The organism is Actinomadura gamaensis (genome assembly GCF_042652125.1).
Classification (GTDB): Bacteria; Actinomycetota; Actinomycetes; order Streptosporangiales; family Streptosporangiaceae; genus Spirillospora; species Spirillospora gamaensis.
This window is the reverse complement of sequence record NZ_JBHSIT010000016.1, coordinates 1-25,077: the sequence shown is the minus strand read 5'-3', so window position 1 is coordinate 25,077 and position 25,077 is coordinate 1. Positions and strand designations below refer to the sequence as shown.

Annotated in this window: 18 protein-coding genes; 12 read left to right on the top strand and 6 right to left on the bottom strand. The window is 73.0% G+C overall.

Features of this window, described 5'->3' with window-relative positions; translation table 11 throughout:
• Positions 1-4: 4 nt before the first annotated feature.
• Positions 5-3,010, top strand: a complete 3,006-nt coding sequence (locus ACFPCY_RS38570; protein WP_378264001.1) for a hypothetical protein — start codon at positions 5-7, stop codon at positions 3,008-3,010.
• Positions 3,011-3,094: 84 nt separating this feature from the next.
• Here ACFPCY_RS38570 and ACFPCY_RS38565 read toward each other — a convergent pair whose 3' ends face one another.
• Entirely contained in the window at positions 3,095-4,006 is a 912-nt protein-coding gene (locus ACFPCY_RS38565; protein ID WP_378263999.1) for a glycosyltransferase, read from the bottom strand.
• Between the two features lie 181 nt (positions 4,007-4,187).
• Complete coding sequence (locus ACFPCY_RS38560; protein WP_378263997.1) at positions 4,188-5,696, bottom strand: LCP family protein; 1,509 nt, start codon at positions 5,694-5,696, stop codon at positions 4,188-4,190.
• A gap of 588 nt (positions 5,697-6,284) precedes the next feature.
• Here ACFPCY_RS38560 and ACFPCY_RS38555 point away from each other — a divergent pair.
• Positions 6,285-7,238 (top strand): DUF6177 family protein, encoded by a 954-nt coding sequence (locus ACFPCY_RS38555; protein WP_378263995.1) that lies wholly within the window; start codon positions 6,285-6,287, stop codon positions 7,236-7,238.
• 488 nt (positions 7,239-7,726) lie between these two features.
• Here the strand turns inward: ACFPCY_RS38555 and ACFPCY_RS38550 are convergent, their stop codons facing one another.
• Positions 7,727-8,179, bottom strand: coding sequence for a hypothetical protein (locus ACFPCY_RS38550; RefSeq protein ID WP_378263993.1), 453 nt, complete (start codon positions 8,177-8,179; stop codon positions 7,727-7,729).
• Positions 8,176-9,549, bottom strand: coding sequence for a MinD/ParA family ATP-binding protein (locus tag ACFPCY_RS38545; RefSeq protein ID WP_378263991.1), 1,374 nt, complete (start codon positions 9,547-9,549; stop codon positions 8,176-8,178). The genes ACFPCY_RS38550 and ACFPCY_RS38545 overlap by 4 nt, the downstream gene beginning before the upstream one ends.
• A gap of 322 nt (positions 9,550-9,871) precedes the next feature.
• Between ACFPCY_RS38545 and ACFPCY_RS38540 the strand changes: the two genes are divergently transcribed.
• From ACFPCY_RS38540 to ACFPCY_RS38495, 10 genes are all read left to right on the top strand, one after another.
• A complete protein-coding gene (locus ACFPCY_RS38540; RefSeq protein ID WP_378263989.1) occupies positions 9,872-10,030 on the top strand; it encodes a hypothetical protein in 159 nt (52 codons plus the stop codon).
• 99 nt (positions 10,031-10,129) lie between these two features.
• Positions 10,130-10,579: a hypothetical protein gene (locus tag ACFPCY_RS38535; RefSeq protein ID WP_378263987.1), complete on the top strand. Its 450-nt coding sequence runs from the start codon at positions 10,130-10,132 to the stop codon at positions 10,577-10,579.
• An 886-nt stretch (positions 10,580-11,465) separates the two neighbouring features.
• Positions 11,466-12,215 carry a flagellar basal body-associated FliL family protein gene (locus ACFPCY_RS38530; protein WP_378263985.1) on the top strand — a complete coding sequence of 250 codons (750 nt, stop codon included), beginning with the start codon at positions 11,466-11,468 and terminating at the stop codon, positions 12,213-12,215.
• An 84-nt stretch (positions 12,216-12,299) separates the two neighbouring features.
• Complete coding sequence (locus ACFPCY_RS38525; protein ID WP_378263983.1) at positions 12,300-12,701, top strand: YbaB/EbfC family nucleoid-associated protein; 402 nt, start codon at positions 12,300-12,302, stop codon at positions 12,699-12,701.
• Entirely contained in the window at positions 12,698-13,003 is a 306-nt protein-coding gene (locus ACFPCY_RS38520; RefSeq protein ID WP_378263981.1) for a WXG100 family type VII secretion target, read from the top strand. Before ACFPCY_RS38525 ends, ACFPCY_RS38520 begins: the two co-directional genes overlap by 4 nt.
• A 157-nt stretch (positions 13,004-13,160) precedes the next feature.
• Positions 13,161-19,937 carry a WXG100-like domain-containing protein gene (locus ACFPCY_RS38515; RefSeq protein ID WP_378264246.1) on the top strand — a complete coding sequence of 2,259 codons (6,777 nt, stop codon included), beginning with the start codon at positions 13,161-13,163 and terminating at the stop codon, positions 19,935-19,937.
• Between the two features lie 10 nt (positions 19,938-19,947).
• Positions 19,948-20,424: a DUF6301 family protein gene (locus ACFPCY_RS38510; RefSeq protein ID WP_378263979.1), complete on the top strand. Its 477-nt coding sequence runs from the start codon at positions 19,948-19,950 to the stop codon at positions 20,422-20,424.
• Between the two features lie 39 nt (positions 20,425-20,463).
• Complete coding sequence (locus tag ACFPCY_RS38505) at positions 20,464-20,910, top strand: TY-Chap domain-containing protein (RefSeq protein ID WP_378263977.1); 447 nt, start codon at positions 20,464-20,466, stop codon at positions 20,908-20,910.
• A gap of 153 nt (positions 20,911-21,063) precedes the next feature.
• On the top strand, positions 21,064-22,158 hold the full coding sequence (locus tag ACFPCY_RS38500; protein ID WP_378263973.1) for a hypothetical protein: 1,095 nt from the start codon (positions 21,064-21,066) through the stop codon (positions 22,156-22,158).
• Between the two features lie 16 nt (positions 22,159-22,174).
• The gene (locus tag ACFPCY_RS38495; protein WP_378263971.1) at positions 22,175-23,278 is read left to right on the top strand and encodes a hypothetical protein; all 1,104 of its coding nucleotides are present in this window, start codon (positions 22,175-22,177) and stop codon (positions 23,276-23,278) included.
• Here the strand turns inward: ACFPCY_RS38495 and ACFPCY_RS38490 are convergent.
• Both ACFPCY_RS38490 and ACFPCY_RS38485 read right to left on the bottom strand, forming a co-directional pair.
• On the bottom strand, positions 23,275-23,667 hold the full coding sequence (locus ACFPCY_RS38490; RefSeq protein WP_378263969.1) for a hypothetical protein: 393 nt from the start codon (positions 23,665-23,667) through the stop codon (positions 23,275-23,277). The two genes, ACFPCY_RS38495 and ACFPCY_RS38490, sit on opposite strands and share 4 nt — an antisense overlap.
• Before the next feature lie 107 nt (positions 23,668-23,774).
• A complete protein-coding gene (locus ACFPCY_RS38485; protein WP_378263967.1) occupies positions 23,775-24,857 on the bottom strand; it encodes a hypothetical protein in 1,083 nt (360 codons plus the stop codon).
• Positions 24,858-25,077 lie beyond the last annotated feature (220 nt).

Below are 25,077 nucleotides of genomic sequence, written 5' to 3'. Positions count from 1 at the left end.
GGGCGTGACTTCACCCGGGACTCCGAACCAGCGGCCGGACGAGGACCGGGCTCCTGACGAGTCCGCCGGGGGGACTCCCGACGCCCCGCCTCCCCCGCAGTGGCAGGACCCCTACGGACCGGGCCCGGACGCCGGGCTTCTGCCGGACCTCCCGATGCAGCCGGAGCCGTTCCCGTACGCGCAGGAACTCCCCGCGCCGCCCCCGCCTGTGCAGGAGACTCCTCCCGCTCAGCAGACGCCGCCAGCGCAGCAGCCCCCGACGCAGCAGATTCCTTCTGCTCAGCAGCCTCCGGCGCAGCCGTCCGCTGCCTCGGCTCCGTTCCCTTACGCGCAGGAGATCCCTCCGGCGCAACCGTTCCCGTACGCGCAGGAGACCCCGTCCGGCCAGACGGCCGAACCGGCTCCGTTCCCGTACGCCCAGGAGATCCCTCCGGCACGGCCCGCAGCCGCCGAGCCCTTCCCGTACGCGCAGGAGATCCCGGACCGCCGACCCTCGCCGGGCGCGCTCTCGTCCAGCCCGCCGCGCGACGTGACGCAGAGCGACCTGCCGCGTCCGGACGCCGCCCGCATGGACGCCACCCGCATGGACGGCACCCGGATGGACGGCACCCGGATGGACATCCCCCGTCCGGACGCGCCGGTCGCACCGCCCCCGCAGTTCGACGAACCCTGGCGCACCGGCGGCAGCACGCCCGGCGCGGACAAGGGCGGCACGAAGGCCAAGCGCGGCGGGGCCGGCCGCAAGGTCCTCGTCTTCGGAGCCGCCGGGCTGGCCGTCGCCGCGGTGGCGGCCGGAGGCGTGTTCGCGTTCATGAAGTTCGGCGGCGACGACAAGGACGCGAAGGCCGGGGTACGCGTCGGCGACTCGGTCTTCCCCACGTCCGGCGGCGCGTCCGGTGACGGGCGCGACCAGGAGCTCGCCGGGACCGCCGCGGCCGGTTCGACCGTCGTCACGGTCGGCGGCGAGAGCGACCCGCAGGACGCCCGCCCGCTGTTCCTGGTGTCGGGCGACGGCGGCAAGTCCTTCACCCCCGGCACGGTGCAGGGCGCGAACGGCGCGGTGCCCGGACGCGGCGAGGTCGCGCGGGCGGTCGGCGGCTCGTCGCGCGGCTGGGTCGCGGTCGGCACCCGGCCGGGCGGCGGCGGAGTCGTCTGGACCAGCGCCGACGGCAAGGACTGGAAGCGGCAGCCCGACGCGGTCGGCGACGTGTTCGGCCCGAACGCGCACGTGCAGCGCGTCATCGCCACCGCCGCCGGCTACGTCGCCATCGGCGAGACCTCGGCGAAGGGCGACCAGTCCGACGCCGAGCCGGTGGTGTGGCGCTCGCCCGACGGCACGTCCTGGGAGGCGCGCCGGGGTGTCCAGCAGATCGGCATGACCACCCGCAAGGGGGCCGTGCGGCTGATCGAGGCCGTCGCGACCGACCAGACCGTCGTGATGGAGAGCCTCGTCACCCCCGACAACAAGAAGGCCGGAGGCGTCCGGCGGCTGTGGCGCTCGAACGACGGCGGACGGTCCTGGACCGCGGCCGACGCCCCGGTGCCCAAGGGCTCGCACGGCCTGGTGCTCGGCGGCGGACCGTCCGGGTTCGCGGCCGTCCGCGAGGTCAACGAGGGCGGCAGGAACTACGGGCAGGTGTTCACCTCGGCCGACGGCACGTCCTGGAAGCAGGCGGGCCGCCTCGCGCCGGGCGGCTACCGCTCGACGGTCCGGCTGTTCGGCGACGGGGAGGGCTACTCCGCGCTGGTGGACCGGGGCCGCGACCTGCTGGTGTCCGGCAGCCGCGACGGCATGACCTGGCAGGACGGCGGCGCGCTCGCCGTGCGGTCCGGCCAGTTCGTCGAGGACGCGACGTCCGCGGGCGGGCACGCGGTCGCGGTCGGGCACCGCACGGGCGGCGACGGGGACGCGCTGCTCGCCGTCTGGGACGGCGGCGCCGTGCGCGAGGTGGACCTCGCCAAGGTGCCCGGCGCGCTCCGGCGCGACCACACCGTCGCGGCGGTCGCGGCCGGTTCCGGCCGTGCCGTCGCGGTGGGCAGCGCGGGCGGCGACGCCGCGGCGTGGGTCTCCGGCGACGGCTCCACCTGGCGTCCCGCGACCGGCCAGGGCGCGGCGTTCACGCGGGCGGGTTCGCAGCGGCTCACCGCGGTGGCGGGCGGCGCGAAGGGCTGGGTCGCGGTCGGCTCCGACCAGGGCCACGCGCTGGTCACCACCTCGCCCGACGGGACTAGTTGGACGGCCGCCGACGCCGGCGCCGCCTTCCACGGCTCGGGACCGGCGCAGCCGGTGACGGCGGCGGTGGCGAGCGGGCCGTCCGGCTATGTGATCGTCGGGGCGGAGGGGCCGTCGGCGGCGACCTGGTTCTCCGCCGACCTCTCCCGCTGGGAGCGCGGCCGGGGCGCGGGCCGCGACGACCTGACGGGCGGCCGCGACACCCGGTGGATGCTGGGCGTCACCGGCGGAGCGTCGGGATACACCGCGGTCGGCGGCGTCCACCTCGCCAAGGGCGGCAACCAGCCCGGCGTCTGGACCTCGTCCGACGGCAAGCAGTGGCGGCTGCGCACCCTCCGGCTGCCGTCCGGGAGCTCCGAGGGCTTCCTGACGCAGGTCGCCCAGCAGGGCGGGACGCTGGTGGCGACCGGCACCGTCGCGACGCCGCAGGGCCCCGGCTGGCTCGGCTACGTGTCGAGCGACGGCGGGCGGAACTGGCGTCCGCTGCCCGCCCCGGGCAACCGCGGCGGGCTGGTCGTCACCGCACTCGCCGCCGGCACCAAGGGCTTCACCGCCACCGGCACGACGGGCCGTGACGGCGCCGCCGACGTGATCGCGCTGACCTCTCCGGACGGAACGGCCTGGACCGCGACCGACACAAACGAGACCGGCCTGCGCGGCGACGGCGACCAGCGCATCACCGGGCTCGCCCCGCTCGGCGGCAAGCTGATCGGCGTCGGCCGTTCGGTGGACGGTTCGGGCGACCGTCCCGTCCTCTGGAGCCGTCCGGCGAGCTGATCCGCTCCCTACGCCCCCGGAGACGCCTCAAGCGCGTCTTCGGGGACGTAGTGCGTCTTCGGGGGCTCGGTGCGTCCGGGACGGCTAGCAGCCGGGATCGGCCGGGGCCGAGGGCTGCGGCGCGGGGGCGAGGGAGAGCGCCTTCATCTGCTCGGCCTGCTCGGCCTGCTCGCGGATGCGGGTGCGGTTGCGGCGGGCGCCGTAGGGGGCCACTACCAGGCGGTACACCGGGCGGCGGATCGCAGTGGGGACGAAGCGGTAGCCGCCGCGGACGACCAGGTTGCGGACGTACTGGGGGCGGCTGAGGTGGCCGGCGCGGAGCATCTCGCGCTGGAGGCGCAGCTCGGAGCGGAGCAGGTCGCGGCCGCCGCGGCGCTCGTAGGCGCCGTTCCCGACGCGGTAGTAGACGAGCGGCTCGGGGACGTTCACGGCGCGCGCGCCCGCGGCGATCATGCGGACGAACAGCCAGTAGTCCTCCATCAGCGGCAGGTCTCCGTAGCCGCCCGCCGCCGCGACGGCGCGCCGCCGGTACACCACGGTCGGGTGGTTGAACGGGTCGTGCAGCCGGGCGTAGCGGGCGATGTCGGACGGGTTGCTCGGCGGGGTTCGGAGGCCGACGATGTCGTCCAGGTCCGCGCCGAACTCCAGCAGGCCCGCGCCCACCAGGTCCGCGCCGTCCCGGACGATCGGGACCTGCACGGCGAAGCGGTGCGGCATCGCGATGTCGTCGGCGTCCATGCGGGCGACGATGTCGTGGCGGCAGACCGACAGGCCGAGGTCCAGGGCCGGGCCGAGGCCGCGGTTGTCCTCGGTGCCGACGAAGGTGACCTCGACCGGGCTGGCCGCGATCAGCTCGTGGAGGCATGCCGTCAGACCGGGCGACACGGGGCCGTCCTGGACGAGCACGACCTGGTCGGGACGCAGGGTCTGGTCGTGCACCGCGCTGCGGAAGGCGTCCCGGAGGTACTCCGGGCGGTCGCCGCCGTAAACGGTCATGAGCAAACAGAATGGCTCGGACTGCATGACTCTCGAGGCGGGAGTGACGGATGTTGGGGCGCGCGGACAAGATACCGCCAATCCGTCTATTCTGGTCAGATCTCTCAGTGAACGTTAAGCGTCAACGACAACTGTCGCGCTACGTTCCGGGCCGCTCACCGGCCACTTGCGGACGCGGTACTCACTGGGGTCCGCAGACGTCCCGGTCGGCCCGGATCTCCCCCGGGACCTTCGGCAGCGGACGCCGCGCCGCCGGGCCGACGTCCGCGCCGTCGGTGCCGATGACCAGGTAGACCATGCCGGGAGTGCCCGACGCGAACGCGCGCGGCGGATGGCCGGGGACCGCCGCCGCGAGGGCGGCCGCCTGCCGGTCCGCGCCCGGACCGAAGAGGATCTCGGTCCTCGGGTGCGCGCCGCCCTTCTTCGTCCCGACCTTGACGACCTGGAATCCCCGGCCCCTGATCTGCTCTCCGACGCGTCCGGCCAGGCCCTGCTCGGACGTGGCGTTCAGGACGGTCACCTTCACCTGGGCGGGCGGGACGGGCCTGGCCTGAACCGGCCGCTGCTGCGGACCCGCCTGGCCGGCCTGACCCGCCGGCCCTCCCGGCCCCGCCGGCCCTCCCGGCCCCTTGCCCGCGGCGGGCGGGGCGGGCGCGGGCGGGGCGTTGTCGTGCCGGATCGCCTCGAACAGCGGCTCGGCCTGCGCCTGGGCGAACTGCACCCGGTTCTTGTCCGCCGGGTACGCTTCGACCGGGACGGTCACGAACCGCACCTTGCCCGCGCTCATCCCGCGCAGCCCGGTGGCCAGCCGCTCCATGGCCTGCATGGTGAACTCGTCGTCCACCTTGATGGACTTGGCCACCGCGGACAGGAACGAGTAGACCCGGCCGGGGTCCTTGAGCATCCCCTTGTCGGTGGCCTTCTTCACCACCGACGCCATGAACTGCTGCTGGCGGCGGATGCGGCCGAGGTCCGAGCCGTCCCCGAGGACGTACCGGGTGCGGACGTAGCCGAGCGCCTGGTCGCCGTGCACGATCTGGCGGCCCCGGCGCAGGTGCAGCTCGGCCTTCGGGTCGTCGATGCGGCGCGGCACGCAGATCTCCACGCCGCCGAGCGCGTCCACGACCCGCTTGAACCCGGTGAAGTCCACCTTCACGAAATGGTCGATATGGATTTTGGTCAGCGACTCGATCGTGGCCCAGGTGCAGGCCGACCCGCCCTGCGCGAACGCCGAGTTGATCATGTCCAGCCGGCCGGGGATCACGTTGCCGTTCTTGCGCTTGCAGTCCGGGATCCGGACCATCGAGTCGCGCGGGAAGCTGATCCCGATCGCCTGGTCACCGCCCGGCGACAGGTGCAGCAGGATCGTCGTGTCGGACCGCTCGCCGACCTCCGTCCCGTACCGCGCGTTCGCGCCCATCCGCGAGTCCGAGCCGATGAGCAGGATGTTCATCGCGTTGTTCAGCTTCGGCGGACGGTTCGCGGGCAGCTGCCCGGTCACGTTCTCCCGCCCGATCTGCCCGTCGATCCGCCGCCACAGCGCGTACGCCGTGATGCTCCCGGCGACGAGCACCACCGACATCACGATCGAGAGGATGCCGAGGACACGCCAGGCCCGTCCCGTCCGGTGCGGCGGCTCCCCGCCCCCGGGCGGCACGGGCTCGCTCTCGAACACCGACCGCGACGACATCCGCGCAGGCGGCAACGCATGCGCCCCCGCCCGCTCCGCCGCCACAGCCCCATGCGCCGGCTTCCCGGCCCGCCTCCCAGAGGCTCCAGCCCCGCCCGACCCCGCACCCCGCCCGGACGCTCCCGACCGACCAGACGCCTGCGACGCCGGACGTCCCTGCGACGGGGGACGACCTGACGGCGCGGAACGTCCTGATTGCGCGGTGCGACCGGAGGGCGCGGGACGTGCCGAAGGTGCGGGGCGATCGGTGGAGGTAGGGCGGTTGGGCGGCGTGGGACGTCCCGGCTGGGCGGGGTGGTGCCCGGAGGACGCGGGACGTTCGGGTGGTGCGGTGTGGCCCGGCTGCATGGGACGGCCCGGCGGGGTCGGGCCGGGGGCGGGCGTGCCGGGAGGGCCGGGGCGCGTGGGGGGTGCGGCCCGGGGCGCGTTGTGGCCCGTCCGGGCGCGCTTCTCCTCCGGCATCGCGGACATTTCAGCACATCTCTGTCTTCCATCCCGCGTGTCACGCGAAATTCGTCCTGTTACGGCGGTGCGCGGGGCGTCCCGCCGCACGGCGCGGTGCCCCGGCGGGAATAGACTTCGCCAACGATGAGCACCGTGGACGCACTGACCGAACGGGCAATGATCGTCCTCCAGGACCGGCCCGTGGTACCGCTGTCGGCCTGGCTGGTCGGCGCGCTCGCCGACTGCGCCGGGTCCGGGCGCGCGGTGCAGCTCGTCACGCCGCCGGGGTCCCGGATCACGCTCCCGCTGCGGCTCGGCGCGGCCGCCTCCGGCCCGCACTGGGTCATCCGCGACGGCGACGGCTACTACGAGGGCCTCACCGGACGGCCGATGCGCTGGAACGGCGCGGCCTTCGAGCCCGTCCCGGACGCCCGCGACTACGCGCCCGGCTTCACCTCCCGGCCGTCCGGGCCGGTGGGGGCGCAGCTAGGTCTGATCTACCGGGTCCGGCACGGCGCGGCGGACGGCGAGGTCGGCGGCACCGTCGAGCGCATGTTGCAACTGCTCACCGGCAAGTCCCCGCTGGGCTGGGGGACGTCCGAGCCGGTCGCCGAGCCGTGGCGTCCGGACCGGTTCACCGAGCACGTCCGCAACCGGGAGTCGTCGCGCGTCGTCGTCGCCGGGGACGGCCCGCGCCCCGCGCAGGCGGTCTGCGCGTTCACGGCGGCGGGCGGCGGCGCGGTGAACGAGGCCACCACGGTCACCGTCGGCTACGCCCCGCAGGATCCGCCGCCCCTCGCGCACCTTCCCCAGCTCGTCGGCGCGATCGCGGCCGACCGGCCCGTCGCGTCCCTGCTCGTGCAGCTCACTCCCGGACGCGCCGACCTCACCACCGAGCCCCGCTGGACCGGCACCGCCGCGCCCGTCGCGCTCGCCGTCGCCGGTGCCGTCCCCGCGCCGCAGGGCATCCCCGGCCAGCAGGTCGGGCCGCCGCGCGCGCCGATGACGCTGTTCCCGCTCGGCGACGGCCGCTCCCCGGAGGGCTGGCAGCGCCACCGCCGCTTGCTCCAGCACCTCCAGAACCCCCACGCGTCCTAACCCACCCCGCTCACCGCTCCGCACCCACCCGCACAGACGCCGACGGCGACCAGCCCGCGCTGACGTCAGCGGCGGCCAGGCCGGGAGCGCGTCGGGCGTAGCCAGCCTGGGACACGGGGTCAGCCCGAGGGCGCGGTGACGATGGTCGCGCTGGAACGTCGGAGCTGACGGCGGCCGCACATGCGTCGAGAACCGGTGGACACACCGAGGGCCGCCGCGGGACCCCTCCCGCGACGGCCCTCGTTCCACATCCGACCCCGCGCCGCAACTACCCGGTTACTCCCGCCTCATGCCGAACGCGACGTAGATCACACCATCAATCTCGCGTCGCCCGGTATGGACGCCGGTCAGAACGTGCCCGGAGCACCACCGATGACACCGAGCAGGACGCGCTCAGAGCGCCGCCGATGACGCCAAGCAGGAGACGCCCAAAGCGCCGACGATGACACCGGTCAGGACGCGCTTCCGAGCGCCGACGATGACGCTCGTCAGGAGACGCCCGGAGCGCCGCCGATGACGCCGGGTACGGAGGCGTCCTCGCCGGACGCGCCCTCGGCGCGCCAGCTCCGGGCCGGGCCGTCGGACTCGCCGTCCGGGTAGACCGTTCCGCCGACCCAGTGGACGAGCGCGTCGGAGAAGCGGCGCGCGACGCGGGCGGCCTCAGGGATGTCGGCGACGGCCCGCACGTCCACCCACCAGACCGGCGCGCCGACCCGCGCGGCGAACTCCGCGCCGAGCAGCCGCGCGATCTCGCTCGCGACGGTCACCTCGACCGGTTCCTCGATCGAGACGAGGAGCCGTCCGGCCGCGTCGAACAGGCGGGTCGGCGGCTCGTGCTCGCCGCCCCGGATGTGGATGGGCTCGCCCATCGCGGCGAGGCCGTCCGCGACCGCGAACACGTCCGGCCGCCGCCGCGCGAGGGCCACGAAGTCCAGGCTCATCCGGCCACCCCCGGCAGGCCGAGCGAGCGCGCGAACGCCTGGTACACGATCTTGGTCGTGGCCTGCCGGGTGGCGCCGCCGATCTTGTCGAGGTCGAGCGCCGCGCCGGTCGCCACGTGCCGGTCGTACGGGACGTGCACCACCGGCAGCCCCCAGGCGGTGAGCATCTCCTGCGCCCGGCCGAGGTCGGCGTTGATCTGCGGGGCGTGCGACACCATGACCACCACGGCGCGCTGGAACACGTGCTGCCTTCCGTTGTTGGCGAACCACTCCAGCGCCCCGCGCGCGCTGAGCGCGCCGTCCACCGTGCCCGGCGTGACCAGCACCAGCGCGTGCGTCTGGGCGATGACCCCCTGGTTGACCTCGGTCAGGATGCCCGCGCCGCAGTCCACCACGGCCGCGCTGACGAACCGGCTCACCGAGCTCAGCGCCCGCTGGAACGTCTGGATCGAGAACTCCTGCGACATCCGCCCGCCGCGCGTGGACGACAGCACCCACAGGCCGTCCGGCGTGCGGGTCAGGAACCGCGACACCTCGTCGAACGTCGCCGGGTTCGCCTGCGCCAGCTCGGTCAGCGACAGCTGCGGGACGAGCCCGAGGCGCAGCGGCAGCGAACCGAGCTCGGCGTCCGCGTCGATCGCGACGACCCGGTCCTGCCGGTTGCGGGCCAGCTCGCTGGCGAGGAGCGCGGCCATCGTCGTCTTGCCGGCGCCGCCGCGGACGCTCGCGACCGCGATCTGCCGGAAGCTCGGCACCGGACGCGCCATCAGGTCGGCGAACGCGGCCTGCTGCTGCGCGGTCATCGCGGACCCGCCGCCGACCGCCTTGCGCATCCCGCGCCCGAGTCGGCGGCCGAGCTTGTCGCCGTGCACGTTCTTGCGGACGAGTTCGTCCGCCGGGTGCGGGCCTCCGGCCGCGGCCTGCGGGGCCTGCTGCTGCGGACCCGGCACCGGCTGCTGCTGTTGCTGCTGGGCCTGCGCGGCCTGCTGCTGTTCCCGGGCCTGCGCCTCGTCCTGCTGCTCCGTCCCGCCGAGGACGGGGTTGATCGCGGCCTCCCAGGCGAAGTCCGAGTGAAGCAGCGGCTCGGGCTGCCCGGCGCCCGGCTGCCCGGCCCCGGGCTGACCGGTCGCGCCGTCCGGACGTCCGGCCTCGGGACCTTGCCCCTGCACGCCGGGGAATCCGGACGGGTCGTCATTGCCGCCGGGCTGTCCCCAGCCGCCGTCCGGACTGGCGGCGGGCGGGGCGCTCAGCGGCTGCGCGTTCTGCTGGGCGTCCTGTTGGGCGGCGACTCCGGGGAACCCGTCCTGCGCAGGCTGCTCACCGCTCCCGCCGGTCGCGGGCGGCGCGCCCCAAGGCGCCTCCCCCTGCAAGTTCGGCTCCCCGCCAGCCCCAGGCGCAGGCGTCCCCCACGCATTAGCGGGCTGACCACCCTCCCCTGCCGGAGGCGCACCCCACGCATTCGCAGGCTGGCCGCCCTCTCCGGCGCCAGACGCACCCCACGCATTCGCGGGTTGGCCACCCTCACCGGCAGCAGGCCCACCCCACGCGTTCGCGGGTTGGCCCCCCTCGCCAGCGGGAGGCGCACCCCACGCGTTCGTGGATTGGGCGCCGTCACCCGCCGCGGACGCACCGGTCGTATTCGCCGACTGGCCAGTGTCGCCCGACGCGTTCGCAGGCTGGCCGCTCTCTCCGGTGCCCCAAGTGTTCGCGGGCTGGGCGCCGTCGCCGGCGGCGGTGTCGTCCTGGCTGGCGAGCGGCTTGTCGCCACCGGCCGTCGCGCCCCACGCGGTGTCGGGTTGGGCGCCGGTCTCGCTCGTGGCGGGCGCGTTCCAGGCGCTGTTCTCGGGGTGATCACCGGACGCGGGAGGCGCGCTCCAGGGCGAGTCGCCGCCCGGTGCGCCGCTCGTGGCGGGTTGGCCGTCCTGGACGCCGGGGAAGCCTTCCCCGCCGGTGGACGGCTGGTCGGCGCTCGGCGGCGCGCCCCACGGAGCGTCCGGGCCGGACGCCGGGCCGGTGGCGGTTCCGAGGTCCGAGGACGCGGCGGGGCCTGCGACGGGCGCGTCGGCGTGCGGCGTGGGCGGCTGCTGGGCTCCGGTCGGATACTCGCCGCTCCCCGAAACACCGGCCGCGCCGGTACCGGACGCGGCGAAGCCGGGCGCGGCAGTGCCGGAAGCGGGCACCCCGGATGCGGGCGTCCCGGACATCCCGGACGCAGACGCCCCGGACGCCGACGGCACGGACGGCCCAGCCGCCGACGGCGTGGGCGCGGAGGACGCGGGCGCGGGCGGCGCGGACGCGGGCATGCCGGGGAAACCGCCCGTCCCCGTCACCGGATCCTGCCCCGGATGCTGCGCGGCGACCTGGGCGGTCCCGGCGATCTCGGCCGGATCCGGTATCTGAGCAGGGGCGGGACGGGGTTCGGCAGGTGCGGTGTCGGCGAAGCCTCGCTGGGCCGCGCCGAGGTCGCGCAGTACGGCCAGCTGCCAGTTGGAGTCGGTCACCTGCCTCCCTTCCCTCGATCGGCAAGCCTACGAGACTCGTGTCGCCCAACGCACCGCGCGCGGCCCGAGAGATCGCGCGTTCTCGGGTCTCCCGCACGTCCCGCTCGAATCTCGCAGCGCCCCGCTCGGGCCTCTCGGGGATCAAGCTCGAACCTCGCAGGCGTCCCGCTCGGGCCGCTCAGGCGTCCCGCTCGGAGCTCGCAGGCGTCCCGCTCGGCCTACCAGGCGTCTCGCCGGGGTTTCCCAAGCGTCTCGCTTGGCCCTCGCAGGCGTCCCGCTCGGCCTACCGGGCGTCCCGCTCGGGTTTCCCAAGCGTCCCGTTCGGCCTACCAGGCGTCTCGCTCGGGTTTATCAAGCGTCTCGCTCGGGTTCCGCAGGCGTCTGGCTCAGGTTTCCCCGGTGACTCGCGTCTGCGCCGGGAGGCGTCCGGTCGGCGGTCCGGACCGGCGCGCGGCCTGGAACGGGCCCGTAATTCGCAGCGGAGGGAATTCGGACGGCACCGATCGCCCGTCCCGTCCGTCGAAAACAGGACGAAGCCGCCACGGAACTGCCGTTAGTCTTGCCGGACCCCGCCAGGCCCACGGTGATCCCCAACCCCTCGTCCGGAGTGTGCATTGAACCCTCAGTGGCCCGGCCAGCCCCCTGCTGGCCAGCCGGGATTCCCACCGAACCAGGCCATGGGCGGGCCGCCGCAGCCCTTCCCGCAGGCCCCGCAGGGCTCGCCGAGCGGGCCTGGCGGGCCGATGACGCCGCCGGGCGGCCCGGTGGCATCCCCGGGCGGGCCGATGGCGCCGCCCGGACCGCCGGGGTTCCCGCCGCCGGGGCCGCCCCGGAGCGGTGGCGGCGGCGCGGCGCTCGCGATCATCCTCGGCGTCGTCGCCCTGGTGGTGATCGTCGGCGGCGTCGGCGCGTTCGTCCTGCTGTCCGGTGACGACAAGCCGAAGCGGCATGTGGCGATCGTCCCGCCGCCGTCCTCCGTGCCGTCCTACACGCCGCCCTCGTCGCGCATCTCGCCGACCTCGCCCGCCGGTGGTGGCGGTGGCGGGGGCTCGGCCGACCCGTGGAGCATCCTCACCCGGACGATCCGGACGGCGAAGGGCAACACCTTCACCCAGGAGGGCACCCGTTACGAGTCGTGCGTCGCGCGCGCGAACACGCAGATGCTCTCGACGCTGCGGACGCACCCGTGCACGGGCCGGATGGCGTCCGGCGTGTACGTCAACCCGTCCCGGACGATCATCACCGTGCTGTCGATCGCGAAGTTCGAGTCCGCGCTGGACGCCCGGGCCGTCGTCCGCTCGATCGACCTGCACGCCGAGCCGAAGCTGCTCGGCCCGGCCAAGAGCAGCGGCATCCCGGTGCTGCGCGGCGACCCCGAGCGCTGGACGCGGACGTACTCGCAGGGGTCGAGCGTCGTGTTCGCGCAGTCCTACTACGCGCGCGGCGGCGCGGTCGGCGGCGCGTCCGGACCGGTCAACCTGACGGCGGCGGAACTGGGCGTCGAGGTCCAGAACACGCTGATCTGGAAGAACTAGGAAGACTTTAGGTCGAACTCCGGCAAGTGCCCATGTAACGTCATCGGGACGGACGACCGGGACGGACGACCAGGAGGGAGCGGCATGCGCGCTGAGTGGCAGGCGCACATCGACGAGCTTCTGGGCCAGTACCGCGAGCAGCGGGACAAGCTCAAGGGGCTCCAGGACCGGCTCGCGACGATCGAGGCGACCGGCGAGGCGGCCGACGGCATGGTCCGCGTCACCGTCGACCGGCAGGGCCGGCTCACCGCGCTGGAACTCGACCCCCGCGTGTACCGCAAGCTGGCCTCGACCGAGCTGTCCGAGGCGGTGCTGGAGGCGTCCAACAACGCGGCCGAGGACGTCGCCGAGCAGACCCGCCAGATCATGGAGGACGTCGCGCCCGCCGGAGCGCCGGGCGGCGGCATCCCCGACCTCGGCAAGCTGCTGCCGGAGAAGTTCGACATGGACTCCATTCGCGAGCACTACGGATTGCTGGGCAAATGAGCGACGGCGGATACCTGGAAGTCGACACCAAGGCGCTGCGCAAGGCGGGCACCGGGTTCGACACGGGCGCGGACCACCTGAAGGACATCTTCACCCGCCTCAACACCAAGCTCTCGGCCGAGGGCAAGTGCTGGGGCAACGACAAGACCGGCCAGGAGTTCGCGAAGAACTACGAGACGCCGGCGACGAACATGCTCAAGTCGTTCGGCGACCTCGGCAAGGCCCTGCACGGCATCAAGAGCGGCGTCGACGAGATGGCCGACAACTACGACAAGGCCGAGCACCACTCGAAGATCCGCTGACCCCGTCCCGCCCCGCCGTCCCCGCGCGGACGGCGGGGCGGACGCGGTCGTACCCCCGCCAGGCACCGCCGCCGCCCCGGCCCTTCCCGGCCGGTCGATCACGGTCTGGCACGTCCCCCCGCTCCCCGAACTCCCCTGAGGTGGCCTTCCCGTGGGCATGGAGATCCCCGACGAGGTCAAGTGGCTGTCCTGGCTCATCGGCACGGACTGGCCCGAAGGCGACGAGACCGCGATGCGGCGCGCCGCCGAGGCGTGGCACACGGCGTCGTCCGACGTGACCTCCCTGATCGGGGAGCTGAACCGGGCCGCCGGCGACGTGCTCGGCAGCCTGGACAGCGGCGCGGCCGAGAACTTCCGCAAGAACTGGGAGAAGTGGACCACCACCGACCCCGAGATCCTGCCGAAGCTCGCCGAGGCCTGCGACGCGCTCGGCAAGGTGCTCGAACAGGGCGCCACCGAGATCGAGTACGGCAAGTACATGTTCATCGCCCTGCTGATCATCACGGCGATCCAGATCGCCTGGCTGATCGCGGCGGCGTTCGCGACGTTCGGCGCGTCCACGGCGGCGATCCCGGCGGTCGAGGCGGGCGCGTGGGCCACCGCGCGGACGATCGCGACGCAGCTGCTGGAGCGGCTCGGCGAGAACCTGCTCTCCTCCATCGCCAAGGGCGCGATCATGGGCCTGCTCCAGGGCGGCGGGCTGGACCTGCTGATCCAGGGCATCCAGGTCGCCCAGGGCCACCGCGACGGCATCGACCTCAAGCAGGTCGGCACGTCCATGCTGGACGGCGCCATCGGCGGCGCGGTCGGCGGCGCGGTCGGGCACGGCGTCGGCAAGATCCCCGGCCTGTCCGGCGCGGCCGACAGCGCGGTCGGCAACATGCTCAAGGGCGCGACCCGCGAGGCCATCGGCGGCGCGGCGGGCGGCGCGCTCGGCTCCATGGCCACCGACCTCGCGCACGGCCGCGACATCGACCTGGAGGCCGCCGCGAAGGGCGGCACGTCCGGCGGTTTCGGCGGCGCGATCGGCGGCGCCAAGGGCGGGCTCAACGAGTACAACAACGGCATCCACGCCCCGGACACCAACACCAGCCCGTCCACGGAGCCGAGCACCGAGCCGACGAACACCCCGTCCACCGACCCGGTCACCACGAACGAGCCGAGCACGTCCGACCCGTCGTCCTCGCCTTCGTCGTCGCCGTCCTCCGAGCCGTCGTCGTCGCCGTCGTCGTCGCCGTCGTCGTCGCCGTCGTCCTCGCCGTCCTCCGAGCCTTCGACGTCGCCTTCCTCGCACGGCGGGAACGACAACGGCGGTGGCGGTGGCGGCGGCGACCGGCCGTCGTCTTCCGGCGGGCACGACAACTCGCCCACCACAGCCTCCTACCGGGATCCGGGGCCGAGCAGCGAGCCGTCCTCGTCGTCCGGGCCGTCGCACAGCGGCGGCGGGGACTACTCGTCCTCTTCGCCGTCGCACGACTCGTCCGGCGGAGGCGGGAACCGCATCGAGTCGATGCTGAACGGCGGCGGGAACAACACGCCGCACACCGACCTGGCGTCCTACCCGCATGGGGACGATCCCGGGCCGTCCACGAACAACTCGTCGCAGCCGTCGTCCTCGTCCTCCGGGCCGTCGCCGTCCGGGATGCCGCACGACGGCGGACCGGGGCCGTCCACGTCCCCGAACAGCGGTCCGTCCGGTCCCGGACCGTCCGCGTCCGGTCCGTCCGGAACCGGACCGACGTCCGCCGGTCCGACGTCCTCCGGACCGTCCAGCGCGAGCCCGGTCTCGTCCGGCCCGTCGTCCGCGGCCCCCTCCACCTCCGGCCCGTCTTCGTCTGGACCGTCTTCCTCTGGACCGTCCGCGTCCGGTCCGTCTTCGTCGGGCCCGTCGGTGTCGGACCGTCCGTCCGGCTCGGGCGGACCGTCGTCCACGCCGTCCGGGACGACCCCGTCGCCCACGGGCAGCGGCGGCTCGAACCCGCGCGGGACGAACCTCGCCGGACCGTCCACGTCGTCCTCGTCCCCCGACGGGACGCGCAACCGCAACGGCGCGGACGGCGAAGGCGACCACACCGGCGACCCGCAGAACGCGGACGGCGGCCCGGCGGTCACGCCGATGCCGGTCTTCATGCCCGGCGGCGACGGCGCGGCCCCGAACGGCTCGTCCCCCGCGGGACGCGGCGCGAGCCCGTCCGGCGAAAGCACGACGCGTCCGCCGTCCACCTCGTCCTCGGCCAACGGCAACGGCGGCGAGCCGTCGCCGCGCCCCGACAACCGCGCGCCGCGCGAGGACCAGCGCACGACGGGCCCGCAGGTGGACGACCAGGGCGTCATCCACAGCGACCAGCCCCCGGTCGAACACGTCCCCGACGAGCAGTCCCCGCAGCAGGACGAGTCCCCCGCGCCCGAGGACCGCACGCCCACGGACCCGCAGAACGCCCCCGACCCCGCGTCGAACGTCGAGCACGACCCGTCGAACCCGCAAGACCACGAATCCGGCCCCGCCCCGGACCGCGACCCCGCAACGCCCCAAGAGCACGACCCCGCCAACCCGCAGGACCGCGAGCCGGCGACGCCGCAGGAGCACGAGTCCGGCCCCACGCCGGAACACGACCCCGCGACCCCGCAGGAGCACGACCCCACCACGCGCGACCACGACCCGACCACCCCCGAGGACCGCGAGCCGACGCCGCGCGACCAGGAACCGTCCACTCCCGAGGACCGCGACCCAGCGTCGAGCGACCACGAGCCGTCCACGCCCGAGGACCGCGACCCGGCGTCCCGCGACCACGAGCCGTCCACGCGCGATCGCGAACCGAACGCTCCCGAAGAGCACGAGCCGACCTCGCGCGACCACGACGGTACGAACCCCGAGGACCGCGAGCCCGGCCCCCGCGACCGTGACCCGAACACGCCCGAGGACCGCGAGCAGACGCCGCGCGACCATGAGCCGTCCACGCCCGAGGATCGCGAGCCGACGCCGCGCGACCACGAGCCGTCCACCCCCGAAGAGCGCGAGCCGACGCCGCGCGACCATGAGCCGCGGCCCGTCCCCGACAACGTCCCGGAGCATCTGCGCGACCACTTCCGGCAGAGCGACGAGACGCCGTCGGGACGGTCGTTCCACGACGCCGAGGGCAACCCGGCGCACCCGAACGCCGACCGCCTCCCGCCGCACGAGAAGTACTACGTGGCGGACGCGCCGGGCGACGAGCACGGTCCGTCCGTCGGCGACCACCGGATGACGCCGGAGGAGTTCGCCGACACCCTCCGCAACGACCCGAACTGGAACGGCCGGGACGTCCTCCTCCTGTCCGACGACACCGGACGCGGCGACTTCGGCCAGCGTGTCGCGAACGAGCTGGGCCGCGAGGTCGTCACGCCGCAGGGGCCCGTCCACATCGACGAGCACGGCCGCCCCACCTCCTCCGGCTGGACGACCCACACGCCGGAGGCGCGCCCGAACGAGCACGCCCCGGCGAACCACGAGCCGTCCGCGCAGCCGCGCACCGAGCCGGAGCCCGACCCGCGCCCCGGCCACGTCGACGAGGACGGCGTCCGCCGCTTCGACACCGACGAGGAGGGCGAGCGCTACGGCGAGGACCACCTCGGACACGTCTTCGACAACCTGTCCGAGGAGCACCGGAACGCGCTGGAGTGGTACACCCAGCAGTCGATCCAGAACGGCTTCCTGCGCCCCGGCGCGGGCGACGTCGGGCACTTCTTCAGCCAGCTGGAGCAGCAGCACATCGCCCAGGCGCACCTGAACTTCCTGAACAACGGCCATCCGCCGAACCTGCGGCAGGTCCACGAGATGTGGAACCGCCCGGACCTGAACCCCTACCAGCGCGACCTGCTCCGCTACATCCTCAGCTCGCCGGACCCGAACGGCGCGCTCAACGGGATCGCCCACGGCGCGGCGCACTTCGACTTCTACACCGACTACTTCGGTGAGCGTCCGAACGCCGAGGTCTTCTACAACCGCATCAACGAGCTGGACAACGCGCTAGCGCACACGCTGCCCGAACCCCTCGAAGCGCGCCGCGGCCTGCACGACATCTCCTTCATGCAGACCGGCGACGGCTCGCCGCTCGGCAACCGCGACCCGCGCGAACTCGTCGGGACGACCCAGACCGAGCCCGGCTACATGTCCACCTCCCTCGGCAACAGCCCCGCGGTCGTGGACGGCAACCCGTTCAAGTTCCAGCTCCACCTCGAACTCCCCGAGGGCACCCACGGCGTCTGGATGGGCCGGGACAGCCGCTACCCGGACCAGCGCGAACTCGTCCTGCCCCGGGGCACCCAGTACCAGATCACCCGCGTCGACCAGGTCGGCTGGGACAGCCACGGCAACCCCGTCTACGACGTCCACGCCCGGGTCGTCCCGCACGGCCCGCCGCCGGAGCCCGGCCCGTCCCACCCGACGGCCCGCCCGGAGCCGGCGACGTCCACCAACACCCCGTCCCCCGACCACACCCCCACGGCCACGGACCGGACGCCCACGGCGTCCACCCCGGACCGGACGCCGACCGTCCCGGACCACTCCGCGTCGTCCCCGACCCCGGACCGGACGCCGACCACGGACCACACCCCGTCCGGCGACCGCACCCCGACCACGACGCACCCGACCGACCGCGCGCCGGACACGACGTCCACCCCGGACCGCGCCCCGTCCCCCACCACGGACCGCACCCCGACGCCCACCGACCGGACGCCGACGCCGACCGACCACACGGCGCCCACCGCAGACCGCACCCCGACCCCGACCCCGACAGACCGCACGCCGACGCCCACGGACCGGACCCCGACGACCGACCACACCCCCACGTCGTCGGACCGCACCCCGTCCCCCACGGACAGGACACCCGCGCCGGACCGCACTCCCCCCACGGAGAACAACCCCACCCCCTCGGACCGGACGCCGACCAACGACCGCACTCCGTCGTCCACGGACAGGACCCCGTCCACCGATCCGTCCACGACGAACCACGGCCCCACGACGTCCGAGCGGACCCCGACGTCCTCCGACCGGACGCCGTCCACCAACGACCGCGGTCCCACCACGGACCGGACACCGTCCACGGACCGCACTCCGACAACGGACCGCACCCCGACAACGGACCGCACGCCGACGTCCTCGGAAGGCACGCCGACGTCCTCGGACCGGACGCCGTCCGCCGAGCGCCCCGGCACGGGCCCGGGCCACGGCGGCGGCAACGACCGCAGGACGTCCCCCCATCAGGAGCACGAGGGGACGAACCGTCCGCCGCACGAGAACGAGCACGAGCCGCAGCAGCATCACGACGAGCAGCCGCAGCACCCGGACGACGTCCCCCGCAACCTCCCGGAGCACCTGCACGACATCTGGCGCTCCAGCGAGGAGACCCCGTCGGGCCGCTCGTTCTACGGTCCCGAGGACCACGCGATGCGCGAGCTGGCCCGCCGGATCGCCGCGGACCCGAACCGCTACGTGATCGACGCGCACGGCGGCCCGGACGGCATCACGATCAACGGCCACAAGATCTCCGCCAAGGACCTGGCCGAGCTGATCTACCACGACCCGAACTGGAACGGTAAGGAGATCTTCCTGCTCTCCTGCCACACCGGGGAGGGCGATTTCGCCAGCCAGCTCGCCCACCACCTGGGCGTGAGGGTCACCGCGCCCGAGGGCCTGGCCTGGTCGGACCACGAGGGCAACATGTTCGCCTCGTCCGGCCACCACGACCCCGAAGGCCGCCTGCGTCCCGACTGGCCTCCGAACGGCCAGTGGAAGACCCACTACCCGGACGGCAGCAACGACCCGGTCGGCCGGGGCCACGCCCCCGGCCACGACTCGACGACCCACCCGTCCGAGGAACCCCCCGACCACGCCCGAGCCCGAGGCGACGACGATCCCCAGCGCTCCCCGGACCAGGACCAGGAGCCGCCGCTCCACCGGGGCGAGGACGGCCGGTTGCACCGGGACGGCGATTCGGACGGCACCTACCGCACAGAGGACGGCAAGCTCCACTTCAACGGTGACCCGGACAACACCTTCCGGAACGAGCTCACCCATCGCCTCCACGGCGATAACGGCCGATGGGTGGCGGACCCGTTCAAGGAGCGGCCCTACGACCACAAGGCGACCGAGGGCGAGCCGAACCCGTACAAGCCTTCCGAGGAGACCGAGCGAACGCTGAAGCGGCTCGTGGAGGAGCGCAACCATCTCGTCGCGGAGAAGGAGCGACTGAGGGACGAGATCCTGCACCTTCTCGGCGCCGAGAGCTTCCGCGAGGAGCCTCACGGGATCAAGAAGATGAGTGATCTCAGCGAGGGCAAGATGGATTCGAAGATCCGGTCCGCGCGCCGGGACATCGAGAAGGATCCTTCGCTCTCGCCCGAGGAGAAGCGCCGCCGGATCGAGGGCCTCCGCGAGGTTCGCGAGAAAGCGATCAGGTACAACGAGGAGGCCAAGAAGCTCGTCCGCAAGAGCGAGGAGCTCGGAATGGCCGCGGCGGAGGACTTCGCCCGGCACGGTCAGCGCGGGGAGCAGATCACGCCGATCGAGAACAAGCCCGGCATGCCCGGCACTCTCGACGTGACGGCCCACGTCCGCGGCAATCCACCGACCCTCGTGGTGGTGGAGGCCAAGGGCGCGGGTTCGCAGCTCGGCGGTCGGCTCGTGGACGGCGGAAAGAAGGCCGAGCAGGGCTCGCCCGAATACCTCGACTGGATCCTCGCCCGCGACCCGGACCTGAAGGCCGCCCTGGCCGATCCCAGGAACCAGCAATTGCGGGACGATTTGCTGAAGAGCCTGAAGGAGGGAACGCTGCGAATCCGTTATTACCACGTGCACGCCGACGCAAAGGGCAACGTGCACTACTCGGAATTCGACCTCTCCCGCAACGGCCGACCGCATACGCCGGGCGCGATCTCCGGTTTGACGGGCAGCTAGGATGGCGTTCATGAGCGAGCGGATCAACCGGGAAGAATTCAGTGATCTTGTCCGGCGGCTGAAGGAATTGGCGTGGTCCTGGCGCGCCGAGGACCTCGACGCTCTGGCCGCCGACTTCGGCTGGCAGGTGGACGGCCGGGGCGAGCGAACGGCGACGCTGACCACGCCGATGGGCTTCTCCACCGGCGACGTCGACTTTTCCGCCGAGGGCGCCGTCACCCACTTCTCCGTGGCGGTCTGCGGGTATGCGGACGACACTCCCGAAGGCCTGCGCGAGTTGCAGGACATCTTCACCGACGATGCGGAGGCGGCGACCGCCGTGCTCGGCGAGCCGACGTCCCGGATCCCCGGAGAGGACGCGGAGATCCGCTGGAAGGGCGCCGAGACGACCATCCGCCTCATGCGGGACACGGCCCTGGTCACCCTGGGTCTGGCACGCAACGACTACCTCGCCGAACACGACTGGGCCGTGAGCCAGGGGCTCTGACCCGGGCCAGGCCGAGAGCGATAGAGGAACGGGTTGACGATGGACTGGCAGACGTTCGCGGCGGAATTGGCCGACGACCTCGCGGCGCTTCCGGCGGGGGCGCTCCTGGTGATCAGTGAGCGGGACGACGGCGGGCGTTTCGCGCAGTTCGCTCAGGATGACGACGGTCTCGTCGCGTACGTGTGCGACAACACCTACCTGGCCCCCGACGACCAGGCGTCCCCCGAGGCGCGGCAGGTCATCGCGGCGGCCGGGTGGAACGCGCCCGACCCGCGGCAGGGTCACGAGGACTGGTGGTACCGCCTGCCGTGGCCCGCGTCCTCGGCCGCGTACCGGCGGCTCACCGACATGATCGCGGCCGCCTTCCGCGACGGCTACGGCATCGCGTCCCCCGACGGCTGGAACTACCGGGCCTGGAACGAGCGCGAGGGCAACGACCCGATCGAGCTGCGCCGTCTGAGCCTCGTCCGGGCCCCGCTGCAGTAGCGGGCTTCGGTGCGGTAGCGGGCTGCGCTGCGGTAGCGGGCTTCGCTGCGGGAGCGGGGTCTGCTTCGGTAGGGGGCTTCGCAGGGCTCTGGCCGGGCGGATGAGGGTTGTCGGGAAAGCACTAGGATCGGGCGGATCGAGGAGGCGGAAGCGATGACTCAGGGGCCCGCGGAACGGCCGCCGGCCGGGTACGGGCCGTGGCCGTACGACCAGGCGCGGTACGACCAGCTCGTGCAGTGGATGGGGACGGCGATGGCGTCGCTCGCCCCGTCCGGGTGGCGGCGGGTGGACCTGCGCGTCGCGATGGCGGGCGGCGCCTCGCGGGCCGCGCTCGCGGTCGTGATGGCGGACGGCTCGGTGCGCGAGTTCCAGGCACCGCGCGAGTTCCTCGGCGTCGCGGCCGAGCTGCGGTCGATGATGTACCGGCCCGGCGCGGGCACCTGGTTCGGGATGCGGTTCATGCTGGAGCCGCCCGGCGCGTACCGGACGTGGTTCGACGCCGATCTCGACCCGGGTCTCGGCGGCGAGGCGTACCGGCGCGACCTGGCCGCGTTCCCGCGCGACTGGCTGCCGGTGTGGCTCGGCGGCGCGCCGCGCTCGGTCGACCGGACGCTGACGCCGGACGAGCAGCAGCAGCTCCTCGGCGACATCACGCAGCTGCTCGGGCTCTTCCTGCCGTCCGGATGGGCGGAAAGTGTCGTCCGTTACGCGCCGGACGGCTCGTCCGTCCAGGTCACCGGGCTGGACGGCCGGACGGTCACGTTCGCCGCTCCGCCCGCGTTGGACGAGATGTTCGCCGTCCTGAAGCAGGGCGCGTCCGAGCCGTGGACGTCGGCCACCCTCCGCCTCACCTTCCCGGACGTCCACGAGATCACCTACGAGACGGCGCCCCGGCACGAGGGCCTTCGCCTCGCCGGGCCGGCGCTGCCGCCGGACGGCGAGACCCGCCCGGACGTCCCGGACGACGAGAGGGACGCGCTCGTCCAGTACCTCGAACGCGCCCCGATCGTCCTGGCGGCGCGCAGCCTCGACACGGACGAACTGGACTCCGAGCGCGCCCAGCGCGTCCCGCTCACCTTCCACACCGACGGGACGTGGGTGTGGTCCGGCGCGGTCGGCTACTACCTGAAGGCGCACGGCGTCGCGCCCGACCCGGAGCTCGTCGCGCACGCGCGCGGCAACGGGTTCCGGCCCCCCGAGGTGGACGACGCGACGCGCGGCGCGGCGGTCGCGCTGATCCGAACCTGATCCGGCAGAGGACTCCATGCAGCAGTACGAGCCCTACACCCGCAAGCCCGTCGAGTACCTGCCCGTGGTGCTGGACGGCGAGCCGATCGGCTACCTGTGGGCGAGCGAGACCGACCGGGCGGCGAGCTTCGTCCGCCGCCTGGACACCATGCAGCGGGCCTTCGACGCCCCGCTCGTCTGGGCCGAGCGCCTGGAGGCCGCCGCCGCGCAGGACGTCCCCGCGCGCGAGGCGATCCGCCACTGGATCGGCGTCCCGCCGGAGCCGCGCGCCGGCGGCGTCCCCGCCGGCGTGTCCCCGCAGCGCGCCGACTCCCTCGCCGCCGTCCAGTCCCTGGCGAACCCGCAGCTCGCCCCCGCCGAAGGCCCCCTGATCCAGGACGGCGAGTTCCCCGACGGCACGCCCGTCGACCGCGCCAAGGGCTGGGGCCCCCTGACCGTCGAGCTGCCGCCGACCTACCCGACGCAGGCGTCCGGCCCGGTGACCTACCGCCCCGTATCCGGCGAGGACGGCCTGATCCTCGGATACCTGTGGGCATCCGACCAGGCAGCGGCCTACCTCCCCCGCGCCGACGCGGGCCTGGCGGGCACGAACGCGTCCGGCGGCTTCTACGAGGCCCTACGCGACGCGTTCGCCCGCCGCGTCCCACCCCTGGAAGCGATCCGCGCCCTGGCCCCGGACGCCCCCGAGTCCGAGTCCCCGTCCCTGGACGCCCTGGTCACCCAAGCTTCGGCCTACGAGCAGTCCCTACGCCTGACCTTCCCGCTGCCCGCGCCCGACCTGGCCCCGTCGCGTCCGCCCGTCCCCGCCGACCAGCGCGACACCGTCCTCGCCTATCTGGAGCAGGCCCCGGTCGTCTACCCGGGCGGCGCCCCCGGCCCCGATCTCCTGGACGACGCCCACCCGTCCGTGGTCCCCTCCGGCTACCGAACCGACGGCACCTGGCTCTGGCCCGAAGCCACCGCCTACTACCTCCGCACCCACAACGTCGCCCCAGACCCGGCCCTGGTAGCCCACATCCAAGCCAACAACGCCCACCTCCCGGACGTCTCCCCGGAAACCCTGTCCACCGCCGTCCGCACCCTGGTACAAAACGGCATCCTGACCGGCCCCCCGCTCTAGGACCCCCAATTCTCTGGTCGTTGCTGACTATTCACCCCGTATGAGCCAGGAGGAGCGACCTGTCCGATGGGGGCAGCTGTACCGGCGGAATCGGCTTGACCAATGCCGCCGGTCAGGCAGTACGCCTGCCCGTAGGCATCGATCTCAGCGCGGGCCTGCTTCATCAAACGGCCGGCCTCTGTCCAGCTCTGGGTGTACTCCCGGTACTCCCAGACGCCGCCGGCTCGGAAGGCGACGACCGGCCACGGGCGGCGGAAAAGGATCCTTCCCAGGGCCACGAACGGGGTCAGCGCCAAGGCGAACGTCCAGGAGAAGAAGAACCAGATCGCGAAGGGCAGTACGAGAAACAGCAACGCCACGTTGATCACAGTGCTGACCGGATCGTCCATGTCAGTGATCAGATCGCCGTTGCGCGCCAGAAACGGGTGAGCCCGCGGACGCCACGGCAAGTACCGGCGCCCGAGGCGCCAGCGAACGCCGTGCCGATCGAGAAATCTCACTTGCCGGTCTCCGGGAACGCATTCAACCGATACCGTCCCAGCAAGGCCTCGTGACCGGAAATCAGAAGCTTCACGAGATCCTCGTACTTCTGATACTCGGTCTTGATCAACTCAATCAGGTCCTCAATTGCCCGCCATAGTGCCGAAATCAGCTTGGTGGTGTTCTTCAGCAACGGCCACAGGCCCATGCCGTAGGCGCTTTTCAGCGCGATCCAAGCTTTCCTGATTTTCTTCCCATACCAGTTCAGCAAGAATATGAGGTCTCGGCAGCAGTCCTCGTAGAAGGTCGCCATGAACTGGCAGGCGTCCCGGAACGCCTCGCAGATCTTGGCCACCTCATTGAAAGCCGGAATCAAATACCCTTTGATCTGGTAGTCGAAGTTCCGGGACGCCCCGGAGCGACCGTCAGCGCTGCTGTCCCAATGAGAGGAGACCTTGCTGAGCCCCTCCGACAAATCATCACCGACAGCCCGAAAGGCAGTCGCCAACTGGCCCCAAGCCTCGCTGACGCGACGCAGAGCACCCCAGTCCCCGAGAACAATCGGCATGACCTTGGTCAGCAGGTCCTGGCCGGTGAGGTACTTGATTATCTTGTCGATCCAGGACACTTTTCCATGCACCTGGTGACGGAGTTCCTGCGCTTCATGGTGCTCGGCGGGCGGCCTGAGCACGAACGTCGCCCCCTGCGAAAACTTCGCGTCCTGGCCGGACGACCACTGAGCGTTCTTCTCTTGATAATTCTTGGGAACACCGGTGCTGTCCCAGAACCCTTTATCAGCCGCAGCCCATACCGCTTCGGCGCTCTTCTCGTCGGCCTGGTCGTAGAACGTCGCGGAGGACCGGAGGTCGCTCGCCGTTCCAGTGAGCGTCCGTTCCGCTCGGCCGATCAGGTCGAGCATATGGTCGGCCATCTGCCCTGTGATCCAGCGCGCCGGCCGCAGCGTGCCATCCATGCCGCTGGTGTTTTTGCAATGCGTCTCACAGTATCGCCGGATCTCCCCAAGCGAGCGCGTCGCGTTCGCATCGATAGAGCCAGCATAACCGCGTAGATAGCTTGTCTGAACCTTAACGCCGCTCACGGGAACTCTCCAGGTCGGCGGAACGAGTTCCGGGTCGGGCGGAATCCAGGTCGCTTTCCCGGTCACCGGAACCGCCGACCCCGAACCTTTGCTCTAAGCGCCATTCCATAGGTTCTGTTCGTAACCTGGCGTGAGATCGCAGCGGCGCGGGGTGTTGACAGGGGCCTCGCCGGGCGTTGGATCGAGTTGTCTACACCCTCCAGCCGCCCGGCGAGGTCGT